The sequence below is a fragment of the Comamonas sp. genome (genome assembly GCF_036666375.1).
Lineage (GTDB): Bacteria > Pseudomonadota > Gammaproteobacteria > Burkholderiales > Burkholderiaceae_C > Comamonas.
In genome coordinates this window covers 22,154-39,184 of record NZ_JAVWWA010000003.1, presented here as the reverse complement: position 1 = coordinate 39,184, position 17,031 = coordinate 22,154, and the positions used below count along the sequence as shown (strand labels likewise).

The window sequence follows — 17,031 nt, the reverse complement described above, 5'->3', positions numbered from 1 at the left end:
GCCAAGTCGGTTCAGGTTCTTGTCGGCCACCCCGTGGCCCATGGCCTGGCCGCGCAGCTGACCGAAGGCAGCGGCATCACGCTGGCGCGCGCCGCGCCGGCCAATCTGCCGCCCGCGCGCCAGCTGGCCTACTTCGAAGGCCGTGGCGCCAAGGCGCTGGCCCAGGCCGCGGCCCGGTCCGACGCGGTGATCACGCTGCGTTCGCTGTGGCCGCAGGACCCTTTGTTCCCGCTGGCGCGCCGCGCCAATATCCGCATTGTCGAGATCGACGCCGCGCGGCCCATCGACGGCGCGCTGCCGGGCATTGCGCTGCAGCCGGGCGCGGAGCTGGGCAGCTATCCCTGGCTGCACCCGGTGAATCTGGGCCGCATGGCCGACATCGTTGCCGCGGATCTGGAGCGGCTTGCGCCCCAGGACGCGCCCGTGCTGGCGCGCAATCTCGCGGCGCTCAAGCAGCAGTTGGTCGCGCTGTCGGGCCAGACCGAGACCGCGCTGCTGGCCGCGCCCAACCTGACCGTGGTGTCGCTGTCGCCGCGCCTCGATTACCTGGCTTCGGCCTTCAATCTCGAACTGGTGCCGGGCAGCACCGATCCCCAGGCCCTGGCCGCGCTGATCCGCAGCGAAGGCGTGGCCGCGGTGCTGCACCACGAGGAGCCGACGCCCGAACTCGCCCAGGCCGTGACAGCCGCAGGCGCCACCGTGGTGGTGCTGGCCAGCGACGGCCAGCAGCCGGTTGCCGACATGACGGCGCTGGCCGCGCGCCTTGTACAGGCGCTGCGCCCGCGCTGAGCCGCTCAGATCCCTTTCATTTCCGTTCATCCCATGACCGCATTCCGTATTTCCCGCAGCGTTGCGCCCGCCCTGGCCGTGCTCGCGCTGTCCCTGTCGCTGGCCCAGTCGGCCCATGCCGACTACCTCTGGCTGCAGCGCGCTGGCGCCCAGGCGCGCGTGTTTGCCGGCGAACTGCCCAAGCCGCTGGCGCAACTGCCTGCGCTGCGCGATGCCAAGCCGGTCGCGCCCGAAGGCCAGCCGCTGGCGCTGGAGACCGCGGCCAATCACTTTGCGTTCACGCCGGCGGCGCCGGGCGATGCGCGCTTCACCGCGACCCGCACCGACACCGATGGCGTGCTCACCTACTTTCAGGCCAAGTTCGGCCGCAGCGAGACCAAGGCCGTCAACGACCTCGAACTGGTGCCCACCGAAGCCGGCGGCAATACCTTCCAGCTGGTGTTCAAGGGCCGTCCGGTCGCGGCCAGCCAGGTCAATGTCGACACCTCCGAAGGCTGGCGCCGCGTGCTGACGCCCGCCAAGGACGGCACGGTCAGCTTCGAGCCTTCGTTCCCGGGTCTCTACGTGCTCGAAGTCTCGGCGCGCGTGGACAACGGCGCGGTGACGCTGGACGGCAAGAAGTACACCGACGTGCGCCACACGGCCACGCTGAGCTTTGAGGTGCCTCGCTGAAATGACTTCGCCTGATTCGCGTTCCTTGCGCCGCCGCCCTCGCGCCGCGCGCTATTTGATACCGCTGGCGGCCGTGGTCGCGCTCGGCGGGCTGTGGCTGGCGCTGCGCCCGGCCGCGGCCTCGCCGTGGCAGACCGTGACCGTCGCCAAGGGCGACATCGAGGCCAGCGTGGCCGCCATAGGCACGCTGCAGCCGCTGCGCTCGGTCGATGTGGGCGCCCAGGTCTCGGGCCAGATCACGCGCCTGCTGGTGCGCGCCGGCGACGCGGTCGAGAAGGGCCAGCTGCTGGCCGAGATCGATGCCAGCGTGCTGGCGGCCACCGTCGAGGCCGGCCAGGCGCAGATCGCCAGCCTGCGCGCCCAGGCCGACGACGCGCGCGCCCAGCATGAACTCGCGCAGCAGCAGCACGCGCGCCAGCAGCAGCTGGCCAGCGACGAAGCCACGCGCCTCGAAGACCTGCAGACCGCGGCGGCAACGCTCAAGTCCGCGGCGGCGCGCATCGCGCAATACGAAGCGCAGATCAAGCAGACCGCGGCCAGCCTGCGCGCCGACGAGGCGCGCCTGGGCTATACGCGCATCTACGCGCCGATTGCCGGCACGGTCACCGGTCTCGATGTGAAGGAAGGCCAGACGCTCAACGCGACCTACCAGACGCCCACGGTGCTGCGCATTGCCGACCTGAGCCGCATGACGGTCTGGACCGATGTGTCGGAAGCCGACATACGCCAGGTGAAGTCGGGCATGCCCGCCTACTTCAGCACGCTGGGCAGCGACCGCCGGCGCTGGAGCGGCACGGTGCGCCAGGTGCTGCCCGCGCCGTCGGCGGCGGTGGGCGCGCCTGCGGCCGCACAGGGCGGCATGCCGCCCGCGGGCACCAAGGCCGTGCAGTACACGGTGCTGTTCGACGTCGACAACCCCGACGGCGCGCTGATGCCGCAGATGACGGCCCAGGTCACGTTCGTGTCGGCCGCCGTCAAGGGCGTGCTCACGGCGCCGCTGGCCGCGTTCACGGCGCTCGACGGCGAATCGGGCGCCTATGAGGCGCGCATCCTGGCCGAGAAGTCGCCCGACCAGCTGGTCGAAGTGCGCCGCGTGCAGCTGGGCACGCGCAACCGGCTGCTCGCCGAAGTGACCGGCGGCCTGGAGGAGGGCGAACGCCTGATCACCGGCGAGGCGCCGCCCGACAGCGGCGTGCGGAGATTCCAGTGGTAGCCAGCATCACGCCGCTGATCGAGCTGCGCGGCATACGCAAGCGCTATGGCGGCGCGCAGGACGCAGACGGCCAGCAGCCCGAAGTCGAAGTGCTGCACGGCATAGACCTGACAATTCACGCGGGCGAGTTCGTGGCCATCGTCGGCGCCTCGGGTTCGGGCAAGTCGACGCTGATGAATCTGCTCGGCTGCCTGGACCAGCCCAGCAGCGGCACCTATCTTTTCAACGGCCGCGATGTCGCGTCGCTGGACGCCGATGAAAAGGCCTGGCTGCGGCGCGAGGCCTTTGGCTTCGTGTTCCAGGGCTACCACCTGATCGCCACCGAATCGGCCAGCGAGAACGTCGAGATGCCGGCCATCTATGCCGGCATGTCGGGCGAGGCGCGCGCGCGCCGCGCGGCGGCGCTGCTCGAGCGCCTGGGCATGGGCGACAAGCTGCACAACCGGCCCAACCAGCTGTCGGGCGGCCAGCAGCAGCGCGTGTCGATCGCGCGCGCGCTGATGAACGGCGGGCGCATCATCCTGGCCGACGAGCCCACGGGCGCGCTCGATTCGAAGAGCGGCGCCGAAGTCATGCGCCTGCTCAACGAACTCGCCGACGCCGGCCACACCATCGTGCTGATCACCCATGACCGCACGGTGGCCGCGCAGGCCCAGCGCGTGATCGAGATCCACGACGGCGACATCGTTGCCGACAGCGCCAGCGACCCGCGCCGCGCGCTCATGGCCCTGCCGGTGCTCGACATGGCGCGCGCCGCGGGCGACGAAGGCGCCTCGCTGTGGCAGGACCTGCGCGAAGCCGCGCGCACCGCCTGGCGCGGCATGCGCATCAACCGCTCGCGCACCGTGCTGACGCTGCTGGGCATCGTCATCGGCGTGGCCTCGGTGATCGTGATGCTGGCCATAGGCGAAGGCGCGCGCCAGAAGATCGTCGCCCAGATGGGCACGCTGGGCACGACCATCATGTACATGGGCAGCAAGGCGCCGCCCACGGGCGGGCCTGCGGGCCAGATCACGCCCGAAGACCTGGACGCGCTCGCCGCGCTGCCGCAGATAGGCACCGTGATGCCCGTGATCGGCGATCCGATCACCGTGCGCCGCGGCAACGTGGACCGCCAGATCTATGTCTTCGCGGCCAGCGAACGCATGCCCGCGGTGCACCACTGGCGCCTGGCCCAGGGCCGCTACTACACCGCGGCCGAGGACCGCGAGCTCGCGCCGCTGGTGGTGCTGGGCCACAAGGCCAAGGAGCATTTCTTTCCCGACACGCCCGACCCGCTGGGCCAGCAGCTGCTGATAGGCACCTCGCCATTCATCGTCATCGGCGTGATGACCGAGCGCGGCGCCGAATCGGCCGCGCAGAACTACGACGACATGGTGTTCATTCCCTACCAATCGGGCCGGGCGCGCGTCTACCAGGCGCAGACCCAGCCCGACTATGTGGTGGTCGATGTCGCCTCGTCGGACCAGGTGCTCGAAGCCGAGGCCGCGATGCGCAAGGTGCTGCTCGCGCGCCATGGCGGGCGCGAGGATTTCGGCATCAGCAACGCCGCCGCGCGCCTGCAGGCCGAAGCCGCGACGCGCGAGAGCATGACCATGATGCTGGGCCTGATTGCCGCGGTGTCGCTGGTGGTCGGCGGCATTGGCGTGATGAACGTGATGCTGATGACGGTGCGCGAGCGCACGCGCGAGATCGGCATACGCATGGCGACCGGAGCGCGCCAGCGCGACATCCTGCGCCAGTTCCTGACCGAGGCCGTGCTGGTGACGCTGGTCGGCGGCACGGCGGGCGTGCTCGCAGGCCTGGCCATAGGCGCGGCGCTGATCATCGCGGATGTGCCGGTGGTGTTTTCGGCGACCGCTATGGCGGGCGCCTTCGGCTGCGCGGTCGCGACCGGCCTGCTGTTTGGCTTCATGCCGGCCAGAACCGCGGCGCGGCTCGATCCAGTGGTGGCACTGGCGGGGAAATGAGGATGAACGTGAAACTGAACCGCAAGATGAGTGTATTGGCCAGTGCCATGGCCCTGGTGCTGGCCGGATGCGCCGCGCCGCTGCCGGCGCCCGTGGCCAGCACCACGGCGCTGCCCGCGCAGTGGCATTCGGCGCCGCAGACCGACGCGCAGGCGGGCGTGACGGCCGACTGGTGGCGCAGCTTCGGCAGCGCCGAACTCGACGCCCTGGTGAACCAGGCGCAGGCGCAAAGCCTCGACATGGCCGCGGCCGTGGCGCGCGTGCAGCAGGCCGGCGCCGCGGCGCGCATTGCGGGCGCGGCGCTGCTGCCCGAAGTCGGCGCGAGCCTGAGCGCCAGCCGCCAGCAGCGCCTGGGCGGCAACGCCAGCGTGGACGGCAACCTGTTTGGCGCGGGCCTCAACGCCAGCTACGAAGTCGATTTCTGGGGCCGCCACCGCGCGGGCCGCGACAGCGCGCTGTCCACGCTGCAGGCCAGTGCTTTCGACCGCGACACGCTGCAGCTCACGGTGACTGCGGGCGTGGCCACGACCTGGCTGCAGGCCGTGGCGCTGCGCGAGCGCATCGCGATCGGCGAGCGCAACCTGCAAAGCGCGGGCCGGCTGCTGGCGCTGGTTGAATCGCGGGTGCGCGCCGGCGCGGCCACGCCGCTGGAACTCGCGCAGCAGCGCGGCCTGGTCGCGGCCCAGCGGCGCGGCGTCGAAGCGCTGCGCCAGCAGGCCGGCGATGCGCGCAGCGCACTTGCCTTGCTGCTGGGCCAGGACAGCGGCCCGGACATCGCCACGCCGACGCTGGCGGCGCTGCAGGCGCCTTCGGTCGCCGCGGGCCTGCCCGCCGAACTGCTCACCCGCCGGCCCGACATCGCGCGCGCCGAGGCGCAACTGGCCGCCGCCGATGCGAACCTGCTGGCGGCGCGCGCGGCGCTGCTGCCGCGCCTCACGCTGACCGGCGGCATCGCCTCGGGAGGCGACGCGCTGCGCCGCGTCTTCGACAATCCGCTGTATTCGCTGGCCGCTGGCCTGGCCGCGCCGGTTTTCGACGCCGGCCGGCTGGCCGCGGGGCGCGACCTGGCCCAGGCCCGGCGCGAGGAGCTGCTGGCCGGCTACCGCGCGGCCATCGTCGCGGCCTTTGCCGATACCGAAGTCGCGCTCAATGCCGTGGCCGGCGTGGCCGCGCAGGCCGCGGCCCAGGCCGAGGAGCTGGCCCAGGCGCAGCGGGCCTTGACGCTGGCCGAGCGCCGCTACCGCGCGGGCGCCGACAGCCTGCTGACGCTGCTCGACGCGCAGCGCACGCTGTATGCGGCGCAGGATGGCGCCGTGCAATTGCAGGCGCAGGGCCTGCAGGCGTCGGTGGCGCTTTACAAGGCGCTGGGCGGCGGCTGGTCACGGCCGGCCATGACGGCCGCCGCCACGAATTCTTCGTCCCTTCAGGGCTTGACTCCATGAGTACCGTCAGCATGACCATATTGCAGAGCCTGCGCGCCTCAGGGTTGACGCCGACTTCCGCACGCATAGGCGTGCTCCAGGTAATGGCCGCCCATGATCCGCGGCGGCTCAACAGCGAGGAGATCTTTCGCGAAATGCGCCGCCGCGGCATGCGCACCAGCCTGAGCACGGTCTACCGCATTGCGCAAAAACTCTATGCGGTGGGCATGCTGCTGCGCGAGATGGACGACACCGGCAAGGTGCACTACCGCTTGCCGCCGGCGGATGCCGACACCCAGGGCGTGCGCCTGATCTGCCGGCGCAGCGGCCAGAGCGTGATGCTGGAGGATGCGCAGCTGCATGCGGGCCTGATCGCGGCCGCGGCGCGCGAAGGCTTGAATGTGTCCGGGCAGACCCTGGTGCTCGAAGTGCATTCTCTCTAAACCCTTGCGCTGAAAGAGGGCGCGCCTTGCATGGCTTGGCAGATAACTGTACATTTGTACAGTGGAACTGCAAACCAAACTCGCCATCCTGGCCGATGCCGCCAAGTACGACGCTTCCTGCTCGTCGAGCGGCAGCGCCAAGCGCAATGCCGTGGGCGGCGGCATGGGCTCGACCGAAGGCGCGGGCATCTGCCACAGCTACACGCCCGACGGCCGCTGCATTTCGCTGCTCAAGATCCTGCTGACCAATTTCTGCGTCTACGACTGCAAATACTGCATCAACCGCGTCAGCTCCAACATCCCGCGCGCGCGCTTCTCTGTGGCCGAAGTCGTCAATCTCACGCTCGACTTCTACCGGCGCAACTGCATCGAAGGCCTGTTCCTGTCGAGCGGCATCATCCGCAGCCCCACCTACACCATGGAGCAACTGGTGGGCGTGGCGCGCTCGCTGCGTCTGGACCATGGCTTCAAGGGCTATATCCACCTCAAGACCATTCCCGATGCCGATGCCGAACTGCTGGCCCAGGCGGGCCTTTACGCCGACCGGCTGAGCATCAACATTGAGCTGCCCACGGTCCAGGGCCTGGCCCAGCTGGCGCCCGAGAAGGACAGCGCGACCATCCACCGGGCGATGGGCCAGCTGCATGACCATATCGCCACCTCCAAGGCCGAACGCAAGGACGCCGCGAGCCGCGCCATCGTCTCCATGCCGCAGTCGCGCCGCACGCGGCCGACCGCGCCCAAGGCGTTCGCGCCCGGCGGCCAGAGCACGCAGATGATCGTCGGCGCCGATGGCGCCGACGACGGCGACATCATCGTCACCAGCTCCAGGCTCTATACCGGCTTCGGCCTGCGCCGCGTCTACTACTCGGCGTTCAGCCCCATTCCCGACGCCACGGCCGATCTGCCGCTGATCGCGCCGCCGCTGGTGCGCGAGCACCGGCTCTATCAGGCCGACTGGCTGATGCGCTTTTACGGCTTCGAAGCGCATGAAATCGTTCCGCCCGGCGCCCAGGGCAGGCGCATGCTGTCGCTGGAGCACGACCCCAAGCTGGCCTGGGCGCTGGCCCACCGCGAGCAGTTTCCCGTGAACCTCAACACCGCGCCGCGCGAAATGCTGCTGCGCGTTCCCGGCCTGGGCGTGGCCAGCGTCGACAAGCTGCTGGCCGTGCGCCGCTGGCGCCAGCTGCGCAGCGCCGACATCGAGCGCCTGCGCGTGCCGCAGTCCAAGGTGCTGCCGTTTGTCGAATGCCAGGGCTGGAGCCCGGGGCGCAGTCTCGACGACCCGCAGCTCGCGGCGCGGCTGGTGCAGCCCATGGCGCCGGCACCCGTGCAGGCCAGCCTTTTCTGAGTATTCCCACGCGCCATGATCACCCACACTTTCATCCTGCCGCGCGACGGCTGCGACTTCGCGCACTGGCGCGGTCTCGCGCGCTGGCTCTGGGCCCGGCAGGTTCGGCCCGAAGCCGTGGTCTGGCATACCGAAGATGCGCAGGCGCGCACTCCCGACCTGTTTGCGCCGCCGACGCGCGCGACGCAGCTCGCGGATCTGCCGCCTGCGCCCGAGCGGCCGCTGAGCGTGCCGCGCAGCTGGCTGGCCGAGGCCGAGCAATGCCTGCTGCACCGCGCGCCGTCGCGCTTTGCACTGCTGTACCGGCTGCTGTGGCGCATGCAACTGACGCCCGGCCTGCGCCACGACCTGCTCGATGCCGACAGCGTGCAGATGCAGCACTGGATCCATGCCGTGCGCCGCGAAGTGCACAAGACCCATGCCTTCGTGCGTTTCCGGCCCGTGGCGCTGGCCGACGACCCGATCGACGGCTGCGGCCCGCTGCATGTTGCCTGGTTCGAGCCCGAGCACCATATCGTGCAGGCCGCCGCGCCGTTCTTCGTCAATCGTTTTGCCAACATGCGCTGGGCGATTCTCACGCCCCAGTGCAGCCTGCGCTGGTGGCCGCAGGCGCCCGACATCGCGGCGCTGGCCGCCCAGGGCGTGCAGCCGGGCTTTGCGCAGCAGCCGCTCGCCGGCCGCCCCGGCGTGCTCAGCTGGGGCCCGGGCGCCAGCGCCGACGACGCGCCCGCGGCCGACGCCGGCGAGGGCCTGTGGCTCACCTATTACGCGCACATCTTCAATCCCGCGCGGCTCAAGATCGCGGCGATGCGCAAGGAGATGCCGCGCAAGTATTGGCACAACATGCCCGAGACGCAGCTGATCTCGCCACTGGTGCAGGCCGCGCAGGCGCGCAGCGCGGCCATGCTCGCCAACGCGCCCACCACCCCGCAGCGCAAACTGCCGGCCAGGCCCGCGCAATAGGCCGGCACGCAGGCCCGCACTGTAGGCCGGCGCCGCCTTGTGCCGTACTGCGCGCCGTGGGCTGTTGACTGCACTGCGCTCAGCACGGGTTAATGCAGGTTCCCACAAAAAAAGGAACCGCGATGAACCGCCTTGAAATGCCTGCCATCAAGCGCCGCGATGCGCTGATCGCCTGCGCCGCCACGGCCGCCGCGGCCCAGGCCACAGCGGCGACGCAGACGGCCTCGGCGCCCGTTGCAACGACCCGCGGCGCAGCGCCGACGCCCGTGTCGCTCACGGTCAATGGCCAGCAGCGCAAGCTCGAACTCGACACCCGCACCACCTTGCTCGACGCGCTGCGCGAGCACCTGCACCTCACGGGCAGCAAGAAAGGCTGCGACCACGGCCAGTGCGGTGCCTGCACGGTGATCGTCGACGGGCGGCGCATCAATTCCTGCCTCACGCTGGCCGTGATGCACGAAGGCGCGCAGGTCACGACCATCGAAGGCCTGGGCACGCCCCAGCAGCTGCATCCCATGCAGGCGGCCTTCGTCAAGCACGACGGGTTCCAGTGCGGCTATTGCACGCCGGGCCAGATCTGCTCGGCCGTCGCCGTGCTCGATGAAATCAAGCAGGGCATTCCCAGCCATGTGAGCACCGATCTGGCTGCGCAGCCGCTGCTGTCGCTCATGGAACTGCGCGAACGCATGAGCGGCAATCTGTGCCGCTGCGGCGCGTACTCGAACATCGTCGACGCCATGGCGGAAGTCGGAGGTGCGGCATGAAACCGTTCACCTACGAGCGCGCCACCACGCCCGCCGCGGCCGCGGCCGCCGTCGCGCGCCAGCCCGGCGCGAAGTTCATTGCGGGCGGCACCAACCTGCTCGATCTGATGAAGCTGCAGATCGAGGCGCCCCAGCATCTGGTCGATGTCAACGCGCTGGCGTTCGACAAGATAGAACCCACGGCCGAAGGCGGGCTGCGCATCGGTGCGCTGGTGCGCAACACCGATCTGGCCGCCGACCTGCGCGTGCGCCGCGACTACGCGCTGCTGTCGCGCGCCTTGCTGGCCGGCGCTTCGGGCCAGCTGCGCAACAAGGCGACGACCGCGGGCAATCTGCTGCAGCGCACGCGCTGCGCCTACTTCTACGATACCGACCAGCCCTGCAACAAGCGCCAGCCGGGCAGCGGCTGCAGCGCGCTCGGCGGCATCACGCGCCAGCATGCGGTGATAGGCGCGAGCAGCGCCTGCATCGCCACCCATCCCAGCGACATGGCGGTTGCCATGCGCGTGCTCGATGCCGCCGTGGAAACCGTGCGTCCGGATGGCCAGGCACGCGTGATTCCCATCGCCGACTTCTACCGCCTGCCGGGCCAGACACCCCATGTCGAGACGGTTCTTGAAGCCGGGGAGCTGATCACCGCCGTCACGTTGCCCAAGCCCCTGGGCGGAAAGCACATCTACCGCAAGGTGCGCGATCGCGCCTCGTATGCGTTCGCGCTGGTCTCGGTGGCGCTGGTGCTGCAGCCCGACGGCTCGGGCCGCGTGGGCCTGGGCGGTGTCGCCCACCAGCCCTGGCGATCGCCGGGTGCCGAAGCGCTGCTGTCACAAGGCGCGTCGGCCGTGACGGCGCAGCTGCTCGCCGGCGCCGCGCCCACGCACGACAACGCCTTCAAATTGCCTCTGGTCGAGCGCACGCTCGCCGCGGCCCTGCTGCAAGCGAAAGCCTGACCATGAAATTCGACACTCCCGCGACCACCAATCCCATCGATCAGCTGCAGTACATCGGCAAGGCCACCGACCGTGTCGACGGCAAGCTCAAGACCACGGGCACGGCGCCCTATGCCTACGAACGCCATGACGCCGTGGCCGATCCGGCCTACGGCTGGGTGGTCGGCGCAGGCATCGCCAAGGGCCGCATCGCTTCCATGGATCTGAAAGCCGCGCGCGCCGCGCCCGGCGTGCTGCACATCGTCACGGCGCGCAATGCGGGCAAGCTGGGCAAGGCCAAGAACAACACCGCGCCGCTGCTGGGCGGCCCGGAGATCGCCCACTATCACCAGGCGCTGGCGCTGGTCGTCGCCAACACGCTGGAGCAGGCGCGCGCCGCGGCGCAGCTGGTGCGCATCACCTATGCCGCGGCCGACGGCAAGTACGACCTGGCGCAAGAGCGCGACGCCGCGCCGCGCCCGCCGGGCTCCAAGGACAACCCCGCGCTGTCGGTGGTCGGAGATTTCGCCAGCGCCTTCGACAAGGCCGAGGTGACGCTGGACGCCACCTATACGACGCCCGACCAGTCGCACGCGATGATGGAGCCGCATGCATCGATGGCTGCATGGCAGGGCCAGCAGCTCACGCTCTGGACCTCCCACCAGATGATCGCCTGGGGCGTGGACGATGTCGCAAAGATGCTGGGCATCCCCAAGTCCCAGGTGCGGCTGGTCTCGCCGTTCATCGGCGGCGGCTTCGGCGCCAAGCTCTGGGTGCGCGCCGACGCCGTGCTCGCGGCGCTGGGCGCGCGCGCCGTCAAGCGCCCGGTCAAGGTCGCGCTGCAGCGGCCGCTGATCGCCAACAACACCGTGCACCGGCCCGCGACCATACAGCGCATACGCCTGGGCGCGACGCGTGAAGGCCGTCTCACGGCGCTGTCGCACGACAGCTGCTCGGGCAATCTGCGCGGCGGCTCGACCGAGCCCGCGGTCGACCAGACGCGGCTGCTCTATGCCGCGCCGAATCGCGAAAGCGGCGTGCGGCTCGCCCAGCTTGATCTGCCCGAAGGCAATGCCATGCGCGCGCCCGGCGAAGCCAGCGGCCTGAGCGCGCTCGAAGTGGCGATGGACGAACTCGCGCAGCGGCTCGGCATCGATCCCATAGAACTGCGCGTTCTCAACGACACCCAGGTCGACCCCGAGCATCCCGAGCGGCCGTTCTCGCAGCGCCAACTGATCGAATGCATGCGCACCGGCGCCGAGCGCTTCGGCTGGAGCCGGCGCCAGGCCCAGCCGGGCCAGGTGCGCGACGGCCGCTGGCTCGTGGGAATGGGCATGGCCGCGGCGTTGCGCAACAACCTGGTCATGACCTCGGGCGCGCGCGTGCGCCTGGACAGCCGCGGCGTCGTCACGGTGGAGACCGACATGACCGACATAGGCACGGGCTCGTACACCATCATTGCCCAGACCGCGGCCGAAGTCATGGGTGTGCCGCTGGAGAAAGTCTTTGTGCGCCTGGGCGACTCGGCATTTCCCGCGTCGGCCGGATCGGGCGGCCAGTGGGGCGCGAACAGCGCCACTTCGGGCGTGTACGCGGCCTGCATGAAGCTGCGCGCGGAAGTCGCCAGGAAGCTGGGCTTTGCCGCCGGCCAAGCGCAGTTCGCCGACGGCCAGGTGAGCGCCGCCGGGCGCAGCGCGGCGCTGGCCAGCGCCGCGGGCGAGGGAGGGCTTGAAGTCGAGGACAAGATCGAATTCGGCGACCTCGCCAAGAAGCAGCAGCAGTCGACTTTCGGCGCGCATTTCGTCGAAGTCGGCGTCGACATGGACACCGGCGAGATCCGCGTGCGCCGCATGCTGGCCGTGTGCGCCGCGGGCCGCATTCTGAACCCCAAGTCGGCGCGCAGCCAGGTGATAGGCGCGATGACCATGGCCGTGGGCGCGGCGCTGATGGAAGAACTGGCGGTCGACAAGCGCAAGGGCTTCTTCGTCAACCACGACCTCGCGGGCTACGAAGTGCCGGTGCATGCCGACATTCCGCACCAGGAAGTGATCTTTCTCGACGAGACCGATCCGCAGTCCTCGCCCATGAAGGCCAAGGGCGTGGGCGAGCTGGGCATCTGCGGCGCGGCCGCGGCCGTGGCCAACGCCATCTACAACGCCACCGGCGTGCGCGTGCGCGACTACCCGATCACGCTGGACAAGCTGCTGGCCGGGTTGCCTGCGGTGGCGTGAGGCAAGTTACCCAATGCAGCGAAATGGAGGACCCGCCGTTCCTGCAGCCCCGCTATAGTCGAAAAAACAGCGGGAGCAGGGCACAGGCCCTGTGATTTGGAGGGTCCTATGAACGAAATCGAACTGAAATTCCAGGTGCCGGCGGGCAAGCGCCAGGCGCTGCTGCACGCGCTGACGCAGACCAAGGGCAAGGCCAAGGCGAATGTGCAGACGCTGCGCCTGCAGGCGCAATACTTCGACACGCCCGACCAGCGGCTGGCGAAAGCCCATGTCTCGCTGCGTTTGCGCCAGGAGGGCGACGACTGGGTGCAGACGCTCAAGTGCCCGGGCGAGAACCGCTGGACGCGGCTCGAGCATGAAGTGCCGCGCGCGGCGCACGGCGGCGAGCCGCGGCTCGACACGGCGCTGCATGCGGGCACGGCCGCAGGCGAGCAGCTGGCCGCGGCCCTGGGCGATCAGGCCGCGAGCCTGCAGGTCTACTACGCCACCGATGTGCAGCGCACCCTGCGCATGATACGCAGCACCGGCGTGCTGGCCGAAGTCGCGCTCGACGTGGGCGAGATTCGCGCCGGCAGCGACACCCGGGAGCTGCACGAAATCGAGTTCGAATTGAAGAGCGGCTCCGTGGACGCGCTGGTGGCGCTGGCCGCGCGCTGGGTAGCGCGCCATGGCCTGTGGGTCGACGTGATCAGCAAGGCCGAGCGCGGCCAGCAGCTCGCGCGGCGCGAGTCGGCCGTGGCGCCGGTGTATGCGCAGGATGTAGTCCTCAAGGAACCGCATTCGCCCGACGCCGCACTGCGCCAGATGGTCGCTGCCTGCCTGGCGCATCTGCTGCCCAATGCCGCCGAAGTGGCGGGTGGCGCGGCCCAAGCCGAACATGTGCACCAGACCCGCGTGGCCTTGCGCCGCCTGCGCACGGCACTGCGCATCTATGGCGACTGGTCGCCCGCGGTCGATGCCGACTGGGAGCCGGCGCTGGCCACGCTGTTCGGTCAGCTGGGCGGCGTGCGCGACCGCGACGCGCTGCAAGCCGATTTGCTGCCTGCATTGCGCGCGGCCGGCGCACCGCTGGCCGAACTGCCGGCCGAAGCTGCAGGCCCGGCCATAGACGAACTGCTGCGCGCCCCGGCGACCACCCGCCTGTGGCTGGCGCTGATCGCATTTTCCCAAGCTGCGCCGGCCGAGACCGAAACGCCTGCGCCCGTGGGCGGCTTGCGCGCGCTGGCCGCGGCCAAGCTCGATCATCTGCACCGCCAGCTGGCCAAGGATGCCAAGTCCTATGCCGATTTCGCGGACGAACAGCGCCACCGCGCGCGCCGGCGCATCAAGCGCCTGCGCTATGCCGTCGAGTTCACGGCCTCGCTGTTTCGCGCGAAGAAAGTCCAGTCCTATGTGCAGCGCCTCAAGCCCGCCCAGGATGCGCTGGGCGAGTACAACGATCTCGTGGTCGCCGAGCAGGCATTCACCCAGCTGTTGCCCGCCCAGCCCGAGGCCTGGTTCGCGCTGGGCTGGCTTGCCGCGCAGCGCAAGGAGCTGCTCGATGCCTCGGAGCACCGTCTGGGCAAATGGGCCAGGAAGCCGGGATTTTGGTGATCCGAACAAAAAAAGCCGGGTTTTCTCCAAAAGGCCATTGAACTGCGGCTAGAATACGAAGCTTAGCGGCTGTAGCTCAGCTGGATAGAGTACTTGGCTACGAACCAAGGGGTCGTGGGTTCGATTCCTGCCAGCCGCACCAAACGTGAAACCTCAGAGTAGAAATACTCTGAGGTTTTTTCGTATGCGCGATCGGTACTGCCCAGCGCAGCCACCGTCAGCATTTCGTCTGCTCTGCATGCGAGACGCCCTTCGACAGGCTCAGGGCGAACGGCCATTTGCTCAGGGCGAACGGCCATTTGCGCAGGGCGAACGGCCATTTGCTCAGGGCGGACGCCACGCAGCGTGCATGGCGCAGGATGTTTAGCCTGCCGGCAGCACCAGCGTGAACATGCTGCCCGCGCCCGCGCTGCTCGCCACTTCAATTTGTCCGCCGTGGCGCATGACCACGGTGTGCACGAATGCCAGGCCCAGGCCCACGCCGCTGGTCTGGGCGTTGTTCTGGTTCTGCAGCCGGTCGAAGGCCTGGAACAGCCGGCCCTGCTGGTCGGCGGGAATGCCCGGGCCCTGGTCGCGCACCGACAGCGCCCAGGCGTTGCCGCGTGCCGCCAACGTGCATTCGATGCGCGCGCCGCCGGCCGCGGGCTGCGCCGGCCGGCCGTACTTGATCGCATTGCCTATCAGGTTGACGATGGCGCGGCGCAGCAGCGAAGCGTCGCCCTGCAGCATGGCGGCTTCTTCGGGCGGCAGGAACGACAGCTCCATGTCTTGCGCCTGCGCCTGGGCCCAGCAGTCGTCTATCGCCTGTTCCAGCACCCAGGCAAGGTCGACCGCTTCCTGGCGCAGCGGCTGGTTCTGCGCGCGCGCGAGGTGCACGAAATCGTCGGCCAGCGTCAGCGAAGACTGGGCATAGCGTTCTATGCGCTGCAGCAGTTCGGCGCTGGCCGGGCCGGCGTTGGCCTCGCGCATGTCGAGCAGCGTGATGATGGCGCCTATGGGCGCGCGGATGTCGTGCGAGATGAAGTGCATTGCCTGATCGCGCTGGGCCAGCGCCTGGCGCATGGCGCTCAGATCGACCAGAGTGATGATCCAGCCGCTGGCCGTGCCCGTGGCCAGCGGTTTACGCAGCAGCATCAGGCTGCGGCCCTGGCGGTCTTCGCCTTCGAGGTGCAGCGGTGCCTCGGCGCTGCGCAGACTTTCGGGCGTGAGCAGCGTGGCACCGCTGTCGCGGTCGCGCAGGCCTTGGAGCAGCGTCGGCAGCGCCAGGCCCGTGACCGCGCGCTGGCCCACGCCGGCCGCGTACTGCTGGGCCAGCGTGTTGGCCAGCAGCACCCGGCCCTGGTCGTCGCAGACAAAGGTCGCCGAAGGCAGCTGCAGCAGGCTTTCGCTGACGAAATGGTGCAGGCGGCGCAGTTCGCGCGATGCATGCTCGACCGCGCTGATGCGGCGCGCGAGAAAGTCGCCGCCGGTCTGGGGTGCGGGCTGCATCATAGGCAAGCCTTTTTGCAGGTCCTGCATTTCGAGGCCCAGGAAATGGGCCGCGGCGTTCAGGCGCCGCCAGCTCCACAGCGGGTAGATGAACGCCAGCGCGACCAGCGCGGCCGCGGGCGCGAACTGCACGCCGAAAGCCAGCGGCGCGAGCGCCGCGGCCAGCAGCGTCAGGCCCAGCAGCCCGGCGCAGACTGCAAGCGCCGATGACGGACCGAGCACCGCCAGGCCGACCAGCGCCAGCAGCACGGGAAACGCATTGAACAGCCGGTTGGCCCAGGGCGTGGCGGCCTGCAGGGGCCGGTGCTGCAGCGTGTCGTTGAGCACATGGGCCAGCATGTCCACGTTCGGCAGCTGCCGCAGGCCCGTGCCCGACGGCGGCGAAAAACCCGGGCCCAGGCCGGTGGCGGTGGCACCGATCAGCACATATTTGTCGCGGAACGCCGCCGCGGGAATGGCGCCGCGCAGCACGTCGATATAGGAATAGCGCGTGAATGGCGGCTGCGGCTTGGCGTAGCGGATGATCTCGCGCTGCAGGCGTTGCCAGCCGGCATCGGTGGCGGACGCAGTCGAAGCGGCCGCCGCGGGCGCGCAGGCCGGGGCGGTGGTCTCCACCATGCAATGCATGGCCAGGGCCAGATGCGGCCAGGGCTGCTGCGGCGGCCCCTGGTAGGCGTAATAGCTGCGCGCCACGCCATCGCCGTCGACCTGCACATGGACATGGCCCAGCGCGCGCGCGCCTTGCGCCAGCGCGGCCAGCGGAAGGTCGGCGGGGCTGCGGGCGCCGGGGTTGCTGCGCACCACGGGCAGCACCACGCGCGCGCTTTGCGCGATGGCCCGCGCCAGCATCAGATCGTCGCCGGGGTAGTCGAGGTCCTCTTCATTGAACAGGATGTCCATGCCTATGGCCAGCGGCGGCTGCCTGGAGAGCTGCTGCAGCAGCTGCGCGTGCAGCGCGCGCCGCCAGGGCCAGCGGCCGATCGCGGCAATGCTCGCGTCGTCGATGGCAACGATGACGATGTCGGGCGCTGCGACGGGCTGGTTCAGGCCCGTGGCGATATCCTGTACGGCGGCGTTGGTGCGCGCGAAGTGGCCCGGTCCGCTGAACCAGAGCACCAGTGCGAAGATCGCCAGCGCCAGCGCCGCCCATTCGAGACGCTGCCAGCGCAGGCGGCGCCGGGCAGGGGCAGTGGGCGGCACCAAGGCG

At 69.9% G+C, this 17,031-nt stretch carries 13 protein-coding genes and 1 tRNA gene; 13 read left to right on the top strand and 1 reads right to left on the bottom strand.

Annotated features, from left to right (window positions below):
- The 13 genes from RR928_RS01190 to RR928_RS01130 form a co-directional block, all read left to right on the top strand.
- A partial coding sequence (locus RR928_RS01190) for a metal ABC transporter solute-binding protein, Zn/Mn family (protein WP_332540119.1) occupies positions 1–789 on the top strand: 789 nt, incomplete at its 5' end.
- 33 nt (positions 790–822) lie between these two features.
- A complete protein-coding gene (locus RR928_RS01185) occupies positions 823–1,461 on the top strand; it encodes a hypothetical protein (protein ID WP_332540121.1) in 639 nt (212 codons plus the stop codon).
- A gap of 1 nt (position 1,462) precedes the next feature.
- A complete protein-coding gene (locus tag RR928_RS01180) occupies positions 1,463–2,674 on the top strand; it encodes an efflux RND transporter periplasmic adaptor subunit (RefSeq protein WP_442881632.1) in 1,212 nt (403 codons plus the stop codon).
- Complete coding sequence (locus tag RR928_RS01175; RefSeq protein ID WP_332549280.1) at positions 2,668–4,644, top strand: MacB family efflux pump subunit; 1,977 nt, start codon at positions 2,668–2,670, stop codon at positions 4,642–4,644. The genes RR928_RS01180 and RR928_RS01175 overlap by 7 nt, the downstream gene beginning before the upstream one ends.
- Positions 4,645–4,646: 2 nt before the next feature.
- Positions 4,647–6,086 (top strand): efflux transporter outer membrane subunit, encoded by a 1,440-nt coding sequence (locus tag RR928_RS01170; protein ID WP_442881898.1) that lies wholly within the window; start codon positions 4,647–4,649, stop codon positions 6,084–6,086.
- The gene (locus RR928_RS01165) at positions 6,083–6,508 is read left to right on the top strand and encodes a Fur family transcriptional regulator (protein ID WP_332533977.1); all 426 of its coding nucleotides are present in this window, start codon (positions 6,083–6,085) and stop codon (positions 6,506–6,508) included. Before RR928_RS01170 ends, RR928_RS01165 begins: the two co-directional genes overlap by 4 nt.
- A 61-nt stretch (positions 6,509–6,569) precedes the next feature.
- The gene (locus RR928_RS01160) at positions 6,570–7,859 is read left to right on the top strand and encodes a putative DNA modification/repair radical SAM protein (protein WP_332533978.1); all 1,290 of its coding nucleotides are present in this window, start codon (positions 6,570–6,572) and stop codon (positions 7,857–7,859) included.
- 15 nt (positions 7,860–7,874) lie between these two features.
- A complete protein-coding gene (locus RR928_RS01155) occupies positions 7,875–8,822 on the top strand; it encodes a TIGR03915 family putative DNA repair protein (protein WP_332533979.1) in 948 nt (315 codons plus the stop codon).
- Positions 8,823–8,944: 122 nt separating this feature from the next.
- Complete coding sequence (gene paoA / locus RR928_RS01150) at positions 8,945–9,586, top strand: aldehyde dehydrogenase iron-sulfur subunit PaoA (RefSeq protein ID WP_332533980.1); 642 nt, start codon at positions 8,945–8,947, stop codon at positions 9,584–9,586.
- Entirely contained in the window at positions 9,583–10,533 is a 951-nt protein-coding gene (locus RR928_RS01145) for an FAD binding domain-containing protein (protein ID WP_332681242.1), read from the top strand. The genes paoA and RR928_RS01145 overlap by 4 nt, the downstream gene beginning before the upstream one ends.
- A 2-nt stretch (positions 10,534–10,535) precedes the next feature.
- Complete coding sequence (gene paoC, locus RR928_RS01140) at positions 10,536–12,743, top strand: aldehyde oxidoreductase molybdenum-binding subunit PaoC (protein ID WP_332533982.1); 2,208 nt, start codon at positions 10,536–10,538, stop codon at positions 12,741–12,743.
- Positions 12,744–12,851: 108 nt separating this feature from the next.
- Positions 12,852–14,336 carry a CYTH and CHAD domain-containing protein gene (locus RR928_RS01135; protein WP_332533983.1) on the top strand — a complete coding sequence of 495 codons (1,485 nt, stop codon included), beginning with the start codon at positions 12,852–12,854 and terminating at the stop codon, positions 14,334–14,336.
- 65 nt (positions 14,337–14,401) lie between these two features.
- Positions 14,402–14,478, top strand: a tRNA-Arg gene (locus RR928_RS01130).
- A gap of 221 nt (positions 14,479–14,699) precedes the next feature.
- Here the strand turns inward: RR928_RS01130 and RR928_RS01125 are convergent.
- Positions 14,700–17,024 carry a CHASE2 domain-containing protein gene (locus RR928_RS01125; RefSeq protein ID WP_332533984.1) on the bottom strand — a complete coding sequence of 775 codons (2,325 nt, stop codon included), beginning with the start codon at positions 17,022–17,024 and terminating at the stop codon, positions 14,700–14,702.
- Positions 17,025–17,031: the final 7 nt, after the last annotated feature.

What these genes read in the sequence shown, in the direction of transcription:
- RR928_RS01165 (WP_332533977.1), top strand. Translation starts at nt 6,083, where the DNA reads ATGAGTACCGTCAGCATGACCATATTGCAGAGCCTGCGCGCCTCAGGG.
- RR928_RS01155 (WP_332533979.1), top strand. Translation starts at nt 7,875, where the DNA reads ATGATCACCCACACTTTCATCCTGCCGCGCGACGGCTGCGACTTCGCG.
- RR928_RS01135 (WP_332533983.1), top strand. Translation starts at nt 12,852, where the DNA reads ATGAACGAAATCGAACTGAAATTCCAGGTGCCGGCGGGCAAGCGCCAG.
- RR928_RS01145 (WP_332681242.1), top strand. Translation starts at nt 9,583, where the DNA reads ATGAAACCGTTCACCTACGAGCGCGCCACCACGCCCGCCGCGGCCGCG.
- RR928_RS01170 (WP_442881898.1), top strand. Translation starts at nt 4,647, where the DNA reads ATGAACGTGAAACTGAACCGCAAGATGAGTGTATTGGCCAGTGCCATG.
- RR928_RS01180 (WP_442881632.1), top strand. Translation starts at nt 1,463, where the DNA reads ATGACTTCGCCTGATTCGCGTTCCTTGCGCCGCCGCCCTCGCGCCGCG.
- paoA (WP_332533980.1), top strand. Translation starts at nt 8,945, where the DNA reads ATGAACCGCCTTGAAATGCCTGCCATCAAGCGCCGCGATGCGCTGATC.
- paoC (WP_332533982.1), top strand. Translation starts at nt 10,536, where the DNA reads ATGAAATTCGACACTCCCGCGACCACCAATCCCATCGATCAGCTGCAG.
- RR928_RS01185 (WP_332540121.1), top strand. Translation starts at nt 823, where the DNA reads ATGACCGCATTCCGTATTTCCCGCAGCGTTGCGCCCGCCCTGGCCGTG.